12 protein-coding genes are annotated in these 16,480 nt (G+C 68.5%); 8 read left to right on the top strand and 4 right to left on the bottom strand.

All coding sequences use genetic code 11. The features are described 5' to 3' along the window. The first annotated feature begins 103 nt into the window (after positions 1 to 103). The 6 genes from EP7_RS16360 to EP7_RS16335 all read left to right on the top strand — a co-directional run bounded on the left by EP7_RS16360 (position 104) and on the right by EP7_RS16335 (position 6,873). Positions 104 to 1,303, top strand: coding sequence for a ribonuclease D (locus EP7_RS16360; RefSeq protein ID WP_463522560.1), 1,200 nt, complete (start codon positions 104 to 106; stop codon positions 1,301 to 1,303). Between the two features lie 56 nt (positions 1,304 to 1,359). Beyond that, entirely contained in the window at positions 1,360 to 2,196 is an 837-nt protein-coding gene (locus EP7_RS16355) for a sugar phosphate isomerase/epimerase family protein (protein ID WP_463522558.1), read from the top strand. A 230-nt stretch (positions 2,197 to 2,426) separates the two neighbouring features. Further along, positions 2,427 to 3,728, top strand: a complete 1,302-nt coding sequence (locus tag EP7_RS16350; RefSeq protein WP_463522556.1) for an efflux RND transporter periplasmic adaptor subunit — start codon at positions 2,427 to 2,429, stop codon at positions 3,726 to 3,728. A 47-nt stretch (positions 3,729 to 3,775) separates the two neighbouring features. Beyond that, positions 3,776 to 4,495 carry an ABC transporter ATP-binding protein gene (locus EP7_RS16345; RefSeq protein ID WP_463522554.1) on the top strand — a complete coding sequence of 240 codons (720 nt, stop codon included), beginning with the start codon at positions 3,776 to 3,778 and terminating at the stop codon, positions 4,493 to 4,495. Then, positions 4,492 to 5,658, top strand: coding sequence for an ABC transporter permease (locus EP7_RS16340; protein ID WP_463522552.1), 1,167 nt, complete (start codon positions 4,492 to 4,494; stop codon positions 5,656 to 5,658). The genes EP7_RS16345 and EP7_RS16340 overlap by 4 nt, the downstream gene beginning before the upstream one ends. Positions 5,659 to 5,709: 51 nt before the next feature. Further along, positions 5,710 to 6,873: an ABC transporter permease gene (locus EP7_RS16335; RefSeq protein ID WP_463522550.1), complete on the top strand. Its 1,164-nt coding sequence runs from the start codon at positions 5,710 to 5,712 to the stop codon at positions 6,871 to 6,873. Positions 6,874 to 6,889: 16 nt separating this feature from the next. Here EP7_RS16335 and EP7_RS16330 read toward each other — a convergent pair whose 3' ends face one another. From EP7_RS16330 to EP7_RS16320, 3 genes are all read right to left on the bottom strand, one after another. Then, a complete protein-coding gene (locus EP7_RS16330; RefSeq protein ID WP_463522548.1) occupies positions 6,890 to 8,137 on the bottom strand; it encodes a hypothetical protein in 1,248 nt (415 codons plus the stop codon). Positions 8,138 to 8,248: 111 nt separating this feature from the next. Next, positions 8,249 to 9,217 (bottom strand): 5-oxoprolinase subunit C family protein, encoded by a 969-nt coding sequence (locus tag EP7_RS16325; protein WP_463522546.1) that lies wholly within the window; start codon positions 9,215 to 9,217, stop codon positions 8,249 to 8,251. Between the two features lie 15 nt (positions 9,218 to 9,232). Further along, positions 9,233 to 9,931: a LamB/YcsF family protein gene (locus tag EP7_RS16320; protein ID WP_463522544.1), complete on the bottom strand. Its 699-nt coding sequence runs from the start codon at positions 9,929 to 9,931 to the stop codon at positions 9,233 to 9,235. A 196-nt stretch (positions 9,932 to 10,127) separates the two neighbouring features. Here EP7_RS16320 and EP7_RS16315 point away from each other — a divergent pair, with 196 nt between their 5' ends. Together EP7_RS16315 and EP7_RS16310 are read left to right on the top strand one after the other, a co-directional pair. Next, positions 10,128 to 11,225 carry a hypothetical protein gene (locus EP7_RS16315; protein WP_463522542.1) on the top strand — a complete coding sequence of 366 codons (1,098 nt, stop codon included), beginning with the start codon at positions 10,128 to 10,130 and terminating at the stop codon, positions 11,223 to 11,225. Positions 11,226 to 11,312: 87 nt separating this feature from the next. Continuing rightward, a complete protein-coding gene (locus EP7_RS16310; protein ID WP_463522540.1) occupies positions 11,313 to 12,680 on the top strand; it encodes a hypothetical protein in 1,368 nt (455 codons plus the stop codon). Between the two features lie 102 nt (positions 12,681 to 12,782). Here EP7_RS16310 and EP7_RS16305 read toward each other — a convergent pair whose 3' ends face one another. Beyond that, positions 12,783 to 16,343, bottom strand: a complete 3,561-nt coding sequence (locus tag EP7_RS16305) for a choice-of-anchor X domain-containing protein (protein ID WP_463522538.1) — start codon at positions 16,341 to 16,343, stop codon at positions 12,783 to 12,785. Positions 16,344 to 16,480 lie beyond the last annotated feature (137 nt).

Here is a 16,480-nt window from a genome sequence, read left to right as displayed (position 1 = left end):
CCGAGCGACTTCGGTGTGACAATCCCAACCAGTCGCGACGGGCCGGTGGGGCCGCGGGCACGAAGCTCGGGGAGTCCGGAGGCCGCGACCGGGCACGATTCGCATGACCGAACCGATTCAAGAAGAATTCATCGACGACGCCAAGGGGCTCGCCGAGCTGGTTGCGCACCTCCGCGAGGAGGGGCAATTTGCATTCGATACCGAGTTCGTCAGCGAGGATACGTTCGAGCCGATCCTCTGCCTGATCCAGGTCGCGACCCGGAAGCGGCTGGCGATCGTCGACCCCCTGGCCATCCGCGACATCGGGCCCTTCTGGCAGGCGGTCATCGACCCGACGATCGAGGTGGTGATGCACGCCGCGGGGGAAGACCTGCGCATCTGCCGGTTCCAGACCGGCTTCCTCCCCGCGCGGGTCGTCGACGTCCAGATCGCCGCGGGCCTGGTCGGGATGGGCTACCCGCTGTCGCTGGGCAATCTGCTGGGCCAGGTCCTGCACGTGAGCGTCACGGGCGGTGAGACGCGCACCGACTGGCGCCGCCGCCCGCTCAGCGAGGCCCAGATCCAGTACGCGCTGGACGACGTACGCCACCTGCTGCGCGTGGTCGACACCCTGAAGGCCGGATTGCAGAAGCTCGGCCGGACGGAGTGGGCCGAGGCCGAGTACGCCGACTTCATCGAGGTGATCCGCAGGCGCGATGACGATGAGCGCTGGCGCAAGCTCTCGGGGCTTCACCAGCTCTCGCGCCGGGGCCTCGAGGCCGCCCGGCTCCTCTACGAGTGGCGGTCCGAGGAGGCCAGGCGCTCCAATCGCCCCATGCGACAGGTGATGCGCGACGACCTGCTGACGGCCATCGCCAAGCGTCAGCCGAGCAGCCGCCGCGACCTGGAAGCCCTGCGCGACTACAACCGGCCGCACCTGCTGGCCAAGTCGCAGGAGGTCGTCGAGGTCATCCAGGCCGCGCAGGCGACGCCCGCCGAGTCGCTCCCCGAGGCCCCCGAGCGATTCGACGAGGGGCCCGGCCTGTCGATGGTCGTCAGCCTGCTCGCCGCAACGCTCGCCCGCTGCTGCGCCGAGCACAAGGTGGCGACCGGGCTGGTCGGCTCCGCGGCCGACCTGAAGGAGCTGATCCGTTGGAGCCTCGACGGTAGCCTCGGCCTGCCCAGGCCGGTGCTCGCCGACGGCTGGCGCGATCAGGTCTGCGGCCAGACCCTGCTGGAAGTCCTGGCGGGTCGCACCTCGCTGAGGGTTGTGGACCCGCTGGCCGAGGTCCCCGTGGCGCTGGAAAAGCGATCCGAAGGTTGAACGGGACCGAGCAACGGCCCCAGGTCCCCGAGAAATCCGCGCGAGGTCTTCCGGTCATGAACCGCCTGGTCAGCTGCTTCACCAATAGCTACGGCGCCTCGGGCGTCCGCACCGCCGTCGAACGGATCCGATCGACCGGGATCGATCACCTGGAGCTGGCCCTGCGCGGCCACGACATGGGGGGGCTGGTCATCCCCGAGTCGGCCGTCATCACCGAGAAGGCCGACGACGCGACCGCCTCGGCCTTCGTGGCCCTGCTTGAGAAGGAAGGCGTGGGGATCTCGGGCTGCAACGTCGGCGGCGCCGACATCCGCACCGAGGCGGGGGTCGAGACGACCCAGAAGCGCATCGCCTTCGCCGGCAAGTGGTTCAACGTCGGCCTGGTCGTCTCGGGCGCCGGCCAGCCCGCCGACGCCGACGAGCGTCGGCTGATCGTCAAGAACCTGAAGCGGATCGGCGACACCGCCGGGGCCCTGGGCATCACCGTGGCCCTCGAGACCCACAAAGGGCCGACCCAGAACGCCAAGGCGATGCTCGACCTGATGTCGGACCTGGATCACCCCTCGATCCGCCTGAACTTCGACACGGGCAACATCGGCTATTACAACGAGGGCGTGGACCCGGTCGACGAACTGGCCAAGGTGGCCGACCTGGTCCGCAACGTTCACGTCAAGGACGGGCGAGGCCGGTTCGAGGACTGGTACTTCCCGGCGATCGGCGAGGGGGGCGGGGTCGACTTCGTCCGGATCCGCGAGACGCTCGACAAGGTCGGATACGGCGGTGCCTACACCATCGAGATCGAGGGAATTCTGGGCGAACCCGAGCCCGGCCTGGAAGGTCGACATGATCGGGTCGTGCGCAGCGTCCAGCACCTGAAGGCCTGCGGCTATTGACCGATCGAGACGTGACCGGTTGTCATGGTGATCGTGCGACCACTTGACATCGATCGCAAGGTAGTATACTCCTGTCCCGATGAAGCCGTAAAAAACCCGATCGCGCCCTTCATTCCAGCATGACTGGATGGAGTGGGCCCGGGAATTTTCGCGGCCTGACCTAACGAAGCGGGGCGGGCGACGAACGCCCTTGCGAGACACGGGCTTCGATCGGGGAGGGGCGTACCCAGATGGCGAGCACGCTGCGCGACGACCTGGCCTCGCTGAAAATCGACCGCGGCGACCACGGACGCGGCTCGACGATCCGACAACGCGACGACCGCCCCGGTCGCCCCGCCAGGCGCAGGGGCTTCGGCTCGGCGCTCCTGGGCTGGTCGATCTGGCTGGTGCCGCTGGGCCTGCTCGCGGGCGGCGGATTCTACGCCTATCGCGAGTACGAGAAGATCCGCACCAAGGTCGAGGTGAACGTCGGCGTGGTCTCGACGATGACCTCCGGCGAGGCCGAGAAGCTGCTGAGCGCCAAGGGTTACCTCAAGTCGAGGAACCAGGCGATGATCGGCACCAAGTTCCCCGGACGCGTGCAGGAGATGCGCGTCGAGGAGGGGAGCAAGGTCAAGAAAGGCGACCTCCTGGCGGTGCTCGAGCATCGCGACATGGAGGCCCTGCTCGAATCGAAAAAAGCCGAGGTGCTGAAGGCCGACGCCGAGCTGCTGGAGGCCCGCGCCGACCTGAAGGACAAGGACCGCAAGGCGAAGCGGATGGTTCGCCTGCGGTCGCTCAACGGCGCCGCGTCGCTGGAGGAGGTCGAGCAGGCGGACACGGCCCGCGAGATGGGCGAGGCCCGCGTGGCGGCCCTGGAGGCGGCGGCCAAACTGCTGCGTGCCAACGTGGCCGAGTGCGAGGACAACATCCGCCAGATGTCGTTCTACGCCCCCTTCGACGGTACGGTCGTCGAGAAGCAGGGGGAGGTCGGCGAGGTCATCACCAGCATGAGCATGAGCAGCTCGACCGGCCGCTCGGCCGTGGTGACGCTGGCCAACCTGGACCGGATGGAGGTCGATACCGACGTCAACGAGGCCCTGCTTTCGCGCGTGGTGATCGGCCAGCCCGCGGAAGTCTCCGTCAGCGCGGTGGCGGGCAAACATTATCGGGGGCGGCTCAGGCAGATCATCCCGATGGGCGACCGCGCCCGGGGGACGGTCAAGGTGAAGGTGGAGATCCTCGACCCCGACGCCTCCCTGTTCCCCGAGCTGGGGGCGACCGTGCACTTCCTGCCCGACAAGGGGGTGGTCAACCCCGACGCCGGCAAGGCCTTCCTGTTCCTGCCCAAGGCGGCCATCGTCGAGGAGACCGGGCACTGGTACGCCTGGGTCATCGACGACAAGGACGAGGTGCGCCGACGCGGCATCGAGGTGGTGTTGACCAATGACGACCTGGCTCGCGTCGAGTCGGGCGTGAAGGCCGGCGATCGCGTGGTCCTGAACCCGACCAAGGCCTTACGCGACGGCGAGCGAGTCTCCGTGGCCCGCTAGCCCTCGGCCCGGACATCCCCACCGTTGACTCCAAGAAGGAGAGGCCTATGAGCGGCGCGACGTATTCGATCGAGCTTGAGGGGGTCGACAAGACCTACCGCCGAGATTCCTTCACGGTCCCCGTGCTGAGCGGCCTGGACCTGAAGGTCGAGGAGGGAGAGTTCCTCGCGCTGATGGGCCCGTCGGGCTCGGGCAAGACGACACTCCTGAACTTGATCGCCGGGCTCGACCGGCCGACTCGCGGCGTGGTCCGGGTGCACGGCCAGGACATCGGCGGGATGGGCGAGGGCGAGGTCACGCGCTGGCGGGCCAACAACGTCGGGTTCATCTTCCAGATGTACAACCTGATCCCGGTGCTGACCGCCTTCGAGAACGTCGAGCTCCCCCTGCTCCTGACCAAGCTCTCGAAGCGCAAGCGGCGCGAGAACGTGATGACGGCCCTGCGCATCGTGGGCCTGGCCGGCCGCGAGGACCACAGCCCCAGGCAGCTTTCCGGCGGCCAGGAGCAGCGCGTGGCCATCGCCCGCGCGATCGTCACCGACCCCTATCTGCTCGTGGCCGACGAGCCGACCGGCGACCTCGACCGCACCAGCGCCGAGGAGATCCTCGACCTGCTGGAGCAGCTCAACCGCGAGTTCAAGAAGACCATCGTCATGGTCACCCACGACCCCCACGCGGCGCAGCGGGCCAGCCGCCTGCTGAACCTGGACAAGGGTCAGCTCGTCGGCGACGTGGTGCGTGAAAGTCGCCTGGAGGCCGCGTCATGAAGTTCCTCGTCTACATCTTCCGCAACGCCCGCCGCAACCCGATCCGTTCGCTGCTGACGGTCGGATCGGTGAGCGTCTGCCTCTTCCTGTCGATGATCCTGGCGTCGTTCCTGACGGTCAACGACGAGGTCAACTCGTCGGTCAAGATCTACAACCGGGTCGTGACGATGAGCTCGCAGGGGCTCGGCGGCAAGGTGCCGGTCGCCCGGGTCGCCGAGGTCGCCGCGATGGACGGCGTCGTCGCGGCAAGTCCGTTCAGCTGGTACGGCGGCAGCGTCGGCAACGAGCGGATGCCCTTCGCCCAGTTCGGCGTCGACCCGTCGCAGATCTTCACGATCATGGACGAGCTGTCGGTGCCGCCCGACCAGCTCGAGGCCTGGAAGAAGGACCGGGCGGGCTGCGTCATCGGGGCCAAGCTGGCGTCCGACCGCAAGCTGAAGATCGGCGACCCGCTCCCCCTGAAGGGGACGATCTACCCGTTCGATCTCGACCTGACCGTGCGCGCGATCTACGACGGGCCGTCGAATCGCGACCTGCGCATGTGCATGTTCAACTGGGATTATCTGGACGAGGGGCTGAAGAAGTCGAGCATGGCGGGCGCCGCGGGCAATGCCGGGATCATCTACCTGAAGTGCAAGGATCCGGCGGCGATGGCGATGCTGTCGGAGAAGATCGACAAGGCCTACACCAACAGCGACATGCCGACGAAGACCCAGACGGAAGAGGCCTTCGGCAAGATGTTCGCCGAGTATTTCGGCAACCTGAAGGACCTGATCCTGGCCGTGGGCGTCGCGGTCGTCTTCTCCCTGGTCTGCGTCGCGGGCAACGCGATGGCGATGGCGATGCGCGAGCGGACGACCGAGGTCGCGGTGCTCAAGGCGATCGGATTCAGCAAGGGTCTCGTCTGCTTCATCGTGCTGAGCGAGGCCATCATCGTCGCCGGCATCGGCGGGCTCGTCGGCGCGATCGGCGCGAAGTTCTTCTTCGACTTCGTGGACATCGCCCCCTACACCGCGGGCTTCCTCCCCTTCTTCTACGTCCCCTGGAGCACGGCGCTGGTGGGCATGGCGGCCTCGCTGGCCATCGGCCTGGTCAGCGGCCTGATCCCGGCGATCCTGGCCGCCAACCTGTCGGTGATCAAGGGGCTGCGCAAGGTCGTCTGACCGGCCGCCCGGCCCCCTCCCCCGTTCTCTCACAAGGATGGCGAACCGACCATGATCCCGATCAAGTACAACGTGCGGAACCTGCGGGTGCGCTGGGCCACCACGCTGATGACCGTGCTGGGCACGGGCGCGGTCGTCTGGTGCTCGTGCATCCTCTTCGGCATGGTCGAGGGGCTTCAGCACAGCCTGAAGGTCTCCGGCGACCCGCTCGACCTGATCGTCCTGCGCAAAGGGGCCGATGCCGAGACGACCAGCGGCATCGACAAGAAGACGGCCGACGAGATGTCCACCCTCGACGGGATCGCCCGCGACGAGCGTGGGCTCCCGCTTATCGCGGGCGAGTTGCTGAGCATCCCCGTGGTGCAGCGGGCCAACGGCACCCGGACGAACCTGATCGTGCGCGGAATCCAGCCGGCGTCGAGGGCCCTGCGACCCGACTTCAAGATCACCGAGGGGCGAGACCTCGAGCTGGGCCGCGGCGAGTGTATCGTCCCCAAATTACTGGCGGGCCGGTTCAAGGGGGCGAATATCGGCGGCGTCATCAGGTGCGGCGACCGCGAGTCGTACCGGGTCGTGGGGATCTTCACCGCCGGCGGCAGCTCGGCCGAGAGCGAGATCTGGGTCGACGAGAAGGACCTGTCCCGGGCCCTGAATCGCGAAAGCTCCGTGAGCTGCATCCAGCTTCGGGCCGTCTCTCCCGAGGCCCTGGGCCGGCTCAAGAAGACAATCTCGTCGAACGACCAGTTCAAGCTCGACCCGCTCTCGGAGGTCGACTACTTCGCCAAGCAGACCCAGTCGAGCATCTTCCTCCAGGTCTTCGGCACCGTCATCGCCGTGCTATTAACGATCGGCGCCCTCTTCTCGGCGGCCAACACGATGTTCGCGGCCGTGTCGTCGCGAACCCGCGAGATCGGCACGATGCGGGCCCTGGGGTTCTCGCGGTCGGACGTCTTGATCTCGTTCATGTCCGAGTCGCTGCTGCTCTGCATGCTCGGCGGCGCCGTGGGGCTGCTCGCCACCATCCCGCTGAGCGCCCTGACCTTCGGCACCCTGAGCAGCGACACCTTCTCGGAGCTGACGGTCAACTTCCGGCTCGGGCCAACCGTGATGATCATCGCGGTGGGCATGACGGCGGTGATGGGCCTCTTCGGCGGCCTCTTCCCGGCGATTCGCGCCGTTCGCCTGGACGTCATCAGCGCCCTTCGGGAACTTTGATTGGCCTGGGGCCGGGTCAGCGTGCCGCGGATGCCGCCGCGGGCGCGGGCTCGGCCTTGACCTTGGGCTCGATCGAGAAGGCGATCTCGCGGGTCGTGCCCCGGCCGGCCACCTGGTCGGTCTGGGTCAGGCGAAGTCGATAGAGGCCCGGGGCGAGGCTCTCGGGGATGCTGAACGAGTAGTTGACGAAGAAGTCGCGACGGCGTCGGCGGCAACGATCCTCGGCCGGGTCGAACGACTGGGTCCAGACGGGTGCTCCCCCTCCGTCGGGGACGATCGCCAGCTGTGCCTGGAGCTTCGACCGGAACTGGCCATCGGCCTCGACCGAGTGGACGCCGGCAAGCTCGCAATAAAGGATCGCCGCCTGCCCCGGATGGAACGCGGGCTCGTCGATCGGCTCGAACTCGCCGAACCCGTAGACGTTGCGACACCATCGCAGGTCGGTCATCTCCAGCGGCGAGGCCGCTTCGAGCGCACCGACCGCCTCGCGGATGCGGGCCGATTCCCGACCCGGGACGGGCTCGGCCTCGCGGATCAGGGCGACAATCACGGGGCGAATCGGGTCGGCACCGGCCCCTTCGTCCCCAGCCGGCCGGGCCAGCCAATCGATCACGGGAAGCGTCCAGGCCAAGGCCCCAGGCGCGTCGCCCGAGCCTTGGCCATTTTTAGCCAGTGCCCGCAGGCGGGCGAGGGCTTCGTCCCAGGCTTCCTCGGCAGTCGGCTCGGGCTTCGCTTCGGGTTTCGGGGCTGGAGCGGGGGCCGGATTGGCCGCGACCACCACCGCGGGAGCAGGCGGCGTGGGCTCGGGGACGGGCATGGTCGGGAGCGCGTCGCCCTCCGCCGCGAGTTCGGCCGGGGCCGCCGCGGCGGTGGAAACCGGAATCAAAGGCAAGTCTGGCGTCGAGGCCGGCGCGACGGCGGGTGCAGGCTGGGTCATCCCGGCCACAACCCCGTCCTGGATCGCCTTGGAGCGGACGATCGCCCGGTCGAGCATCGGTGTCGGGGCTGGGGCGAATTCCGGGGGCGACTTCTCCTCGCCCGGCTCGGCCACCACCTCGTAGCCGGTGGTCCGGGTTTCCGAGTCGCTCCGGGGGGCTTCGGCCGAGATCATGGGCAGGGCGGGCACCCGAGATTCGGGCCTCGCGCCGGCCGGCCGATCATGCCGCCTCTGGGCCATCCGGCAGCCGCCGGCCGTGGGCCCGACGATGGCCAAGGCCAGGGCCCATCTCAGTGCATGGACCTGAGTCGAGCGTCCCTGCGACATCAATAGCGCCTCTTCCTGCGACCGGATCGAAAGTCGGAGCCCAACCCGGAGGGGCCACGACCGGCCCTCCCTGGGCGAACGGAATACTCGATTCGGGCCCAGACGGCAAGCTCAGCCGCCCGCCTCGAGAAGCCGCCGATGGTCGCGGACCCGCAACTCGACGCGACTCAGAAACGCAGATTGCTCAAGCCGATGCGCCGAGTCCAGACGCCTCGCTTCCTCCGGCTCCACCCGCCCGAATCGGATCAAGGAACCCGGCCTGGCCTGGGCGAGCCGGTCGAGATCGGCCGAGACGACCTGCGCCAGATGCGGATAACCCCCCATCGTGCCGCAGGCCACCCCCAGAATGAGCGGTTGCCCGCCCGCGACCTGGACCGCGCCAACGGCGACCGGCTCGGACAGCCGATCGGGATCGGCTTGCACGTTCAAGGCGGGGCCTTCCAGCCTCAGACCCATCCGGTTGGATTGAGGCAGGACGCGAAACTCCCCCGTCAGGAGCGGTGAGTTCTCGAAATCGGCCACTGCGTCGGGCCCGGTCATGACTCGGTAGGGTCCCTCGTCCGCGGAGGGCTCGAAGCAACCCAGACGCCTCCCATTGCACCGAAGTTGATCCATTTCCGCGTCGAGCGTCCACCCGTCTTCGAGCACAATCCCAGCCTTGATCGGGACTTCGGACGATCTGCTCCCCAGGACGACCGGCGACCGCCAGCCTCCGCGGGCCGCGAGGTAGGCCCGGATCTGGGTCCGCGCGGGACCGATCGTCAGGCGTTCGCCACCTCGAAGCAGGAATGCGCAGGGAGGTCGCAGGATGACGGGCTGTCTCCCGGTCAGCTCGATCCGAGCAGGCATGGCCGCGCCTGCGATGGCCAGTTCCATCGCGGCCGTGGCCTGGTAATGGCCCCCGTCGAGGGTCAATTCCAGGGTGGCGACCCCTCGCGGGTTGTCCAGCAAGGCATTGGCCAGTCGATGCGAACCGAGGTCGAACGCTCCCGCCGGGGGAACTCCACGATCACGGTATCCCGGCCGCCCCTCGTCCTGAAACGTCGTCCAAAGCCCCGACTTGAGCACGATCAGGCCCATCGGTACCTCCGGGGCTCAGAACGCGGAGCGGACTTCGATTCCTGAGCGTTGCAGGGTCACTCGGATCGCCAGGGCCAGTTTGACGGCCTCCGGATGATCGCCATGAATGCAGAGCGTCTCGATCCCGCGCTCGGTCAGGGTCAACACTTGTTCCGCCGCCTCGGCCGGGTCATCGAGTACAGCCCCGGCTTCGCTCCGCGGGACGAGCGAGCCGTCCGGCCGATAACGCCGGTCAGCGAAGCCCTCGGAGACGAAGCGGACTCCGCGACGGGCGGCGTGACTCTCGACGAGCCCTCCCGAAATTCCCAGGACCGGCATCCCGAGGGAGGCAGCGGCCTCGACGATGCCCAATGCATGGGGCTCGCTGAGGCGGGCCTGATTATACAGGGCACCGTGTGGCTTTAGGAATTTAAGGGGAATGCCTATCGAGGAGGCGACGGCCTGGAGCGCATCCCACTGTTCGAGGATGAGACCCCGCACTTCCTCGGCGGTGGCCTCCCGGTCAATCCGGCCGAAGTTCGCGCGGTCCAAATATCCCGGATGAGCCCCCGCCGTGACGCCTCGCAGCTTCGCGCCACGGAGCGTGGCGTCCATCGTGCGGGCATCGCCGGCGTGGCCGCCGCATGCGACGCAGACGGAGCTAACCAGGGGTAGCAACTCGGCATCCCAGGGAAACCCCTCGCCGAGGTCGACATTGAGGTCGATTGTCTTCAAAAGCCGGCCCTCGCCGTCATTTCGCCATTGGAAGAGCCGAGCCGGCTCCCTCTCGACCGCCAGTCTGGCCGACATAAACCACATAGCAGGCACAATCCGGCGGTTTCCTTCAAGTGAACGCCCTCATGATCCGAATTTGTGGATAGACACGGACAGTTAAGCTCGAAACCGCGAAGCGACCGGGGAGGGATCCCAGATGAAGCGAGCCAACCCGATTTCCGCATCCGGTTACCGAGCCGTCGGTTGCGGCCTTGTCGCGGTGGGCCTGGGCCTTCCCGTCGCCTTCCTGACCTGGCCGCTCAATCTGGCCACTCCTCCCCTCAAGGACACCCCGGCGGCGAAGCCCAGCTTGGTTCTCGCCAGGGCCCAAGAACCGGTCATTCAGCCGGTTGTCCTCGACGATTCTCAGATGATCCAGGTCTCGACGAGGCCAAAGGCGGTTGCTCGTTTCGATGGGCGGCCACTTCCCGGCTACGAGATCACCCTCGTCGGCGACGACTCGCTGGGGAACGAACTGAACCACCTCTGGGTGCAGATCCAGGGGCCGAAGGTGGTGGTCGACCGGCCGCAATCGGGCAGGACACGCGTCAGTCTACCGCAGGCCGACGCCCGGCTGGAGTTCCTCCTCGTCGTCGGCAACGCCCAGGGGCTGGACACGGCCCCGCTCTCGATCTCGGTGAGTTCGCCCCAAGATCCGGCGAAGTCGGTCGAACTGGACCTGAAGGCCGACGCTGGCGATGACCTCGCTGAACTCGCCGGCGAGCCGATCACCCCGATCGCGTCGCTGAGCGCTTTCGTCGGGAAGGTCACCGATCGCGGGATCCCGACGGCTGGCCCCGGGATCGGCGATGGCCGCGACGAATCGGCTGCGAAGAAGGTGCCTGCCGCCAACGCCTTGCAGCCCGAGGAGGCAACCGAGGCGATCGCTCGCGGCGTGCTGTCGACCATGGACGGCGGCCCCGCGTCGGCCGAGGGGCTGGCGGCGGCCTTCGACGGGATCGCCGGCCGGATGGACCTTTATCGCACCTACGCCGACGCGTACCAGGAGATTTCCCGGCGGATCGAGGCCGCCGTGCCGGCCGATCCGGCGCTCAGGGCAGCCTGGGGCCAGCGTGTCTTCGCGCCGTTGACGGTCCGCCTGGTCGACCGGCTTCGCACGGCGGGTGTGGACCTGACCCGCGTGGAGGGGCAATCGGCCCCGCTGAGCGATGCGCAGAAAGAGCAGCTTGCGGAGCAGTTCAGGGCGATGGCCGAGGGGTTCCGGGCCGCAGGCCCGGGCCCGGGGCTCCGCTGAGAGTCGTGCCCGGATCCGGTCCGGGCGACGCGAGGATGAGGGCCTGTGGGACCAATTGGCGACGCGGTCGCCCGGAAGGGGAAGTCGATGAGCCTTCGGAGATCGGGTGCAATACGCCTCAGGGCCCTGGCCGCGTCGGCCCTGGCCCTGACCATGGCGCCTGGCGTCGCGACGGCCGCGGCCGACCCGAGCTGGCCCGCGCTGGCCGCGGCCTATCGGGCGCTGCTAAGCGAAGGGCGGCCGATGCTGGTCGTCGTGACCTCGGCGGCCAATCCGGATTCGGGACTCCTGGCGTCGGAGATCGCCTACCGGCCGGAGTTCGTCCGGCTCAGGCCGGCGCTCCAGTTCGTCGAGCTCTCGGCCGAGGCCGAGCCCGGCTGGATGGAACGGCTGAAGGTCAAGCAGACCCCCTGCATGCTCCTGTACAAGCGGAACGCGGCGAACAAGGCGGAAATGGTGGCCAGACTGGACACCCCGAGGTCTCCCGAGGACTCCATTCGCTGGCTTTCCGCGGCGATGTCGCGTACGAACATCTCGGAGACGCTGGCCGGTCGTTCCCCCGGTCGCGAGTCGACCATCGTCGATCCCGAGGTCCGGCAGACCGGCGGGCACGGCTCAGCCAGCCCCCAGCGGGCACAGCCGACCCCGCAGCAGCCGTATGTGGCGCAGCCCGAGCCGCCGACGAAAGCACCGCCGTCCTACGCCCCGCCGGTCGCGGTCCCGCCGCCCAACTATGCCCCGCCGGCGTATGCTCCGCCGCCTCAGCAGCAGCCCCCGCAGTATGTGCCGGTGCAGTCGCCCCAGCCGGTGGTGGTCCAGACCGCTCCTTCGCCGGTCCTGATCCAGCAGCAGGCGCCCAATATCATGATCCAGGCGGCCCCGCCGCCGACCATCACGATCTTGAATCCTGCCCCGACGGCTGGCCCGACGATCAACTACGTCAACTTGCCCCCGGCGATGGCGGCCCCCCCGGTCCTCCCCCTGTTCGCCCAGCAGGCCCCGCAGCCGCAGCCGGTCTACGCCCAGGCGCCTCAGCCGATGTATGCCCCCGCGCCGCAGCCCGTCTATGCCCAGGCACCACAGCCGGTCTATGCCCAGGCGCCGCAGCCGGTGTATGCCGCCCCTCCGGTCCAGGCCGCGGCGCCTCAATCGGCGATGGTGGTCACCACCCCTCGGCTGTTCGGCCGGGTGATCGGCGCGGTGGGCGAAGGGCTCTCGCAGTTCAAGAACCCGAGGCTGCAGATGGCCCAGGCCCCCGTGGCCGCCATGCAGATGCCCCAGGCCGCGCCCGGGATCATCCCGGTCTACGCCCAGCAGGGCTACGGGCCGCCCCCCTCGTACCCGCCGCAAAATCCGGGCTATTATCCGCCCCCCGCCCCGCCGCCCACGACCACCGGGTCGCCGCAGCAGGACCAGCCTCAGCCGGGCCTGATCCATCGGATGCTGAATCACTGATCCAGCGAGCCTTGACGACGATGCGAGCGGGGCCGGCGATGGGGAACTCCCCTCCGCCGGCCCCCGCTCCGTTGATCGGACCGCCCACGACCACCTCTCGGCTCAGCGTTCGACGCGGAAGTGGATCGACGTGGCGCGTTCGAACTCCAGGGCCTTGCCGAGGCTGGGGGTTTCGTCGGCCTTCGTCGCGTCCTTGTCGCCACCTTCGGGCGTCGCGGGCTTGGGCACGATCTTCTTGAACCCGGAGTCGATGAGGGCCTTGCGGCGGGCGGCGTCCCCGGCGTTGGGGTCTTCGGGCACGATGTTGCGACTCTTGGGGGTCGAGAGCGCCTGGATGCTCACGCGGTACTCGGCCTCCTGGCCCAGCCGATCGATGGGAATCAGGGCCGTGTATACGCCGTCATCGGCCACGCGGTCGCCGTCGGCTCCTCCGTCCTTGAAGGACAGGTACGAGAGATCGATGGGCCCGACGCCGGGGGTGAGCTTCTGGAGACCGCCGAAGACGTGCGCGTCGCGGACCGACGTGCCGCCGAAGACCTGGACCTCGATCCGGGCCTGCCCCAGCTCGGTCCGGACTGTGCCGCGGTCGGCCGGGGGCGGGTCGATGTCCGACTCGGGCGGTGCCTGCACCAGCGACGCGTGGAGCTGGACGTTGGGCCTCGACGATGAGACCGAGAAGGTGAAGTTGATCGCGTGGTCGAGCTTCGAGTACTCCTCCTTGTCCAGCACCAGCTCGGCGAAGTAGAACTTGCCGTCGAACAGCTTGAGGAACTGGAGGCGATAGACCAGGATCGTGTCGGTCGATGCGTCGCGGTCGAGGAGCAGCGCCGGCGCCTCCACCGGCTTGCCGTCGGCATCGGTCAAGCGAATGCCGGGGAGTTTTTTGGCCCAGGGGGTCTCCTCGCGGGCCAAGGGAAGGGTGACCCCGGGAAGGGGCTCGGTCGAGCCGACGATTAGCTCGAATTTCGCCCCCTTCTCCGCATAGAAGGGGAGCAGCGGGATGACGAATTCGCGGCCCTTCGGGTCGTCATTCCTGGCCTTCAGGGCGTCCTGCTGCTGGGTTCGCCTGGTGGCGAGCTGTTCGGGGGTCTGCCCGCCCGCGTCGGGGACAATGAGGGTGCGTGCGGCCTCGGCGACGGCTCGGCGGTCGATCCTGCTGGCGGCGGGGGCCCCCAGGAGCTGGGCCGTCGGCCCGTTGATCCGGCGGAAGTGAGCTGAGAGGCTCGCGACCAGGGCCTCGGGCGTCTGGGATGGTTCCGCGGGCCTGGCCTGGGCGGCCTGGGGCTGGCCGCCGGGGAAGGTCACAATCGCGCCAGGATCGCCCGGCTGGCCGGCGTCTCGGAGCCCGCCGACCGCGTCGAGCCTGATCCGGCGGAGGGCGTCCTGGGCCCGGACGAACGGCCCGAGGACGCTGATGAACCGGTCGTAGGTCATCTCCTTGGAGGCTGCGACGGCCTTCTGAGTCGCCTTGATCGCGTCCTCAAGGTCCTGGGCGCCCTGGGTCGGGGCGATCTTTCGCAGGGCCGCGACGTCGGCCGCCATGGAGGCCAGGGTGTCGACAACCATTTGCTTGTACGATTGCGCGTCGTAGGACTTGGCGGGCTCCTTCGCCGCGGCGTCCTCGCCCAGGGGCCGGATCTCGTCCTGGAGCGGGATGACTACCCAGGCGCCGGCCGACTGGGCGTTCTTGAGCCGCTGGGCCAGGGCGCCGACCTCGTCGATGTCGGTGATCGTCAGGATCGAGCCGCCCGAGCGCATCGAGAGGTCGCGGAGCTGCGCCGGGATGACCTCGTCGCATAACAGGACGACGTCGAGGCGGAGGTCGGCCTTGGAGATCATCTCGGTCCGGATCGTCTCCAGCGAGCGGCCGAGGTCGGGGGGGAGGCCGCCGGGGGGGACGACGATGATGATGTTCTCGATCCGGTTGCGGCGGATCTGGTCGATCGCCTGCGCGAAGATCCGGCGGATCGCCTCGTTGCGCTCGTGGGCGGTGTCGGGCCGATCGACCTCCCCGAATGCAATCTCGGGCCGTCGATCGCGCAGGCCGCCGAGGAACGGAGCTCCCTGGACCTCGGCGCCGGTGACGAGCGTGGGGAGCACCTTGGCCCGGTCGATCAGGCGATTGAACTCGTCGATGCAGTCATCGCGGAGCTCGTCGTAGTGGTGGATCCCGTCCTTCGTGGGGATGTAATCATACTTGGGGTCGATCGGGTCGGGGGCGATGATCAGGGTGCGGCGGCGACCGAACCGGCTGGAGGTCCGGCCGGGGAGGGCGTTGCTCCGCAGCTCCTCGTCGAGCTCACGCAGGACCTTGAGCCGGTCGGGCGTGCCGGGGATGCCCAGCTCGTCGGCGATCTCGACGGTGGTGACGGCCGTCTCCTGGTCGAACTTGATCTGGAGCCTCGCGGCCGTGACGAGCCTCTCGAATCGCCTCTCCTCGGGCGATTCGGCGGCGGCGGCGGCGGCGATCCCGGCGATGTAACGCTGCTCGTCCGCGGTCAGCGACGAGGGGGCCGCGGCCGCGAAGAGGGCCGCCTTGGCGATGCCCAGCAGCTCGCGGAGGATCGCCGACCGGACCGTCGCCCTCTGGGCACTGCCGGGCTCCCCGATCAGCGACTCGGCGGCCGACTTCGCGGCCTTCGCGGTGAGCTCGCCGATGAGTGCCTTGTCGAGCCGCCCAGGGTTGCCCAGGGGGATCCTCGCGGCGTCCTTGGAGACGTCGACGACGGTCTTGCGGACGAGTTGGGGAGAGACATTCAGCCCGAGGCGGGCGACCTGCTCGCGGAGGAACTTGTCGGCCGAGCTGCGGACCGCGCCTGACGGGAACGTGCCCGTCGGGGAGCGAGGGCCCTTCCTGGCCGCGGCCTGCTCCTGGGCGTGGCCGAAGGCGGCGTCGGCCAGATACCCGAGCTGGGCTTCGTCGCCGTTGCCCTGCTGCGGCGAGGGATTGCCGCGGGCGGCGAAGAATTCGTCGACCATCGACTGGCACGATCGGGGCTGCTGGAACTGGCCGTGGACGTGGTCCGAGTCGTTGCAATACCGGCCATACCAGCCGTGGCGGACACCGTTGGTGTTGTAGTTATCCATCAGGCAGCCGGGGGAGCCCGGGTGATCGAGCGGGCAACCGCCGGGGAAGGCATACTCGTCGGTCAATGAGAAGAGGTAGTGCGAGAGCTCGTGCGAGGCGGCCAGCACGGCATCCCTGCGCACATAGAGCGAGCGGTCGGCGAGCGTCTGATAGAAGAGGCCAATCTGGCCGGGCTTCCCCTCGATGGCCCCGACGATGGCCCAGCCCGCGCTGGCCGGCTTGCCGGACATCGAGATGACGAGGTCGACGTTGCGTACGTCGTCGACCCGGTCGAGCGAGCTGATCGTCAGGCGTCCGCCGGTGGCCTGGGAGACGGCGTCGTTGACCTCCTTGAGCAGGCTCCTGACGATCGCATGCTGCTCATTGGTCGGCACCTGGGGCGAGCCGATTGCCGCCCCGCCGGCATAGCCTTCGGCCAGCGACGCGAAGGTATAAGTCAGCTTGATCGACCTGGTCGCGGGGTCGTATCGCGCCTGGCCCGCCGGGGCCTCGTGGACCGTGGCCAGCAGCGTCAGGGCCATCGCGATCGCCGCGCGGGCCGGCCCGGAACCCTTGATGCGTTCAGTCCGCTTCATCGTCGAGGACCTCATCCGGGCATCACCCGGTCCGGACGACACGTCATTAAGGAATAAGCGACACTCGGGTCGTGCCCAGGTCTTCGGGTGAGGCCGGTTCTACGGAGGCAGACTCGGCCAATCTGGCTTCATTATGC

The organism is Isosphaeraceae bacterium EP7 (assembly GCA_038400315.1).
Taxonomy (GTDB): Bacteria; Planctomycetota; Planctomycetia; order Isosphaerales; family Isosphaeraceae; genus EP7.
Note: the sequence above shows the minus strand (reverse complement) of the source record. Positions and strands in the feature narration are given on the sequence as shown.

Bases quoted from the DNA above. Each gene is read 5' to 3' on its own strand.
- EP7_RS16355 (WP_463522558.1), top strand. From the start codon at position 1,360: ATGAACCGCCTGGTCAGCTGCTTCACCAATAGCTACGGCGCCTCGGGC.
- EP7_RS16335 (WP_463522550.1), top strand. From the start codon at position 5,710: ATGATCCCGATCAAGTACAACGTGCGGAACCTGCGGGTGCGCTGGGCC.
- EP7_RS16315 (WP_463522542.1), top strand. From the start codon at position 10,128: ATGAAGCGAGCCAACCCGATTTCCGCATCCGGTTACCGAGCCGTCGGT.
- EP7_RS16340 (WP_463522552.1), top strand. From the start codon at position 4,492: ATGAAGTTCCTCGTCTACATCTTCCGCAACGCCCGCCGCAACCCGATC.
- EP7_RS16345 (WP_463522554.1), top strand. From the start codon at position 3,776: ATGAGCGGCGCGACGTATTCGATCGAGCTTGAGGGGGTCGACAAGACC.
- EP7_RS16325 (WP_463522546.1), bottom strand. From the start codon at position 9,217: ATGGGCCTGATCGTGCTCAAGTCGGGGCTTTGGACGACGTTTCAGGAC.
- EP7_RS16330 (WP_463522548.1), bottom strand. From the start codon at position 8,137: ATGTCGCAGGGACGCTCGACTCAGGTCCATGCACTGAGATGGGCCCTG.
- EP7_RS16310 (WP_463522540.1), top strand. From the start codon at position 11,313: ATGAGCCTTCGGAGATCGGGTGCAATACGCCTCAGGGCCCTGGCCGCG.
- EP7_RS16305 (WP_463522538.1), bottom strand. From the start codon at position 16,343: ATGAAGCGGACTGAACGCATCAAGGGTTCCGGGCCGGCCCGCGCGGCG.
- EP7_RS16360 (WP_463522560.1), top strand. From the start codon at position 104: ATGACCGAACCGATTCAAGAAGAATTCATCGACGACGCCAAGGGGCTC.
- EP7_RS16350 (WP_463522556.1), top strand. From the start codon at position 2,427: ATGGCGAGCACGCTGCGCGACGACCTGGCCTCGCTGAAAATCGACCGC.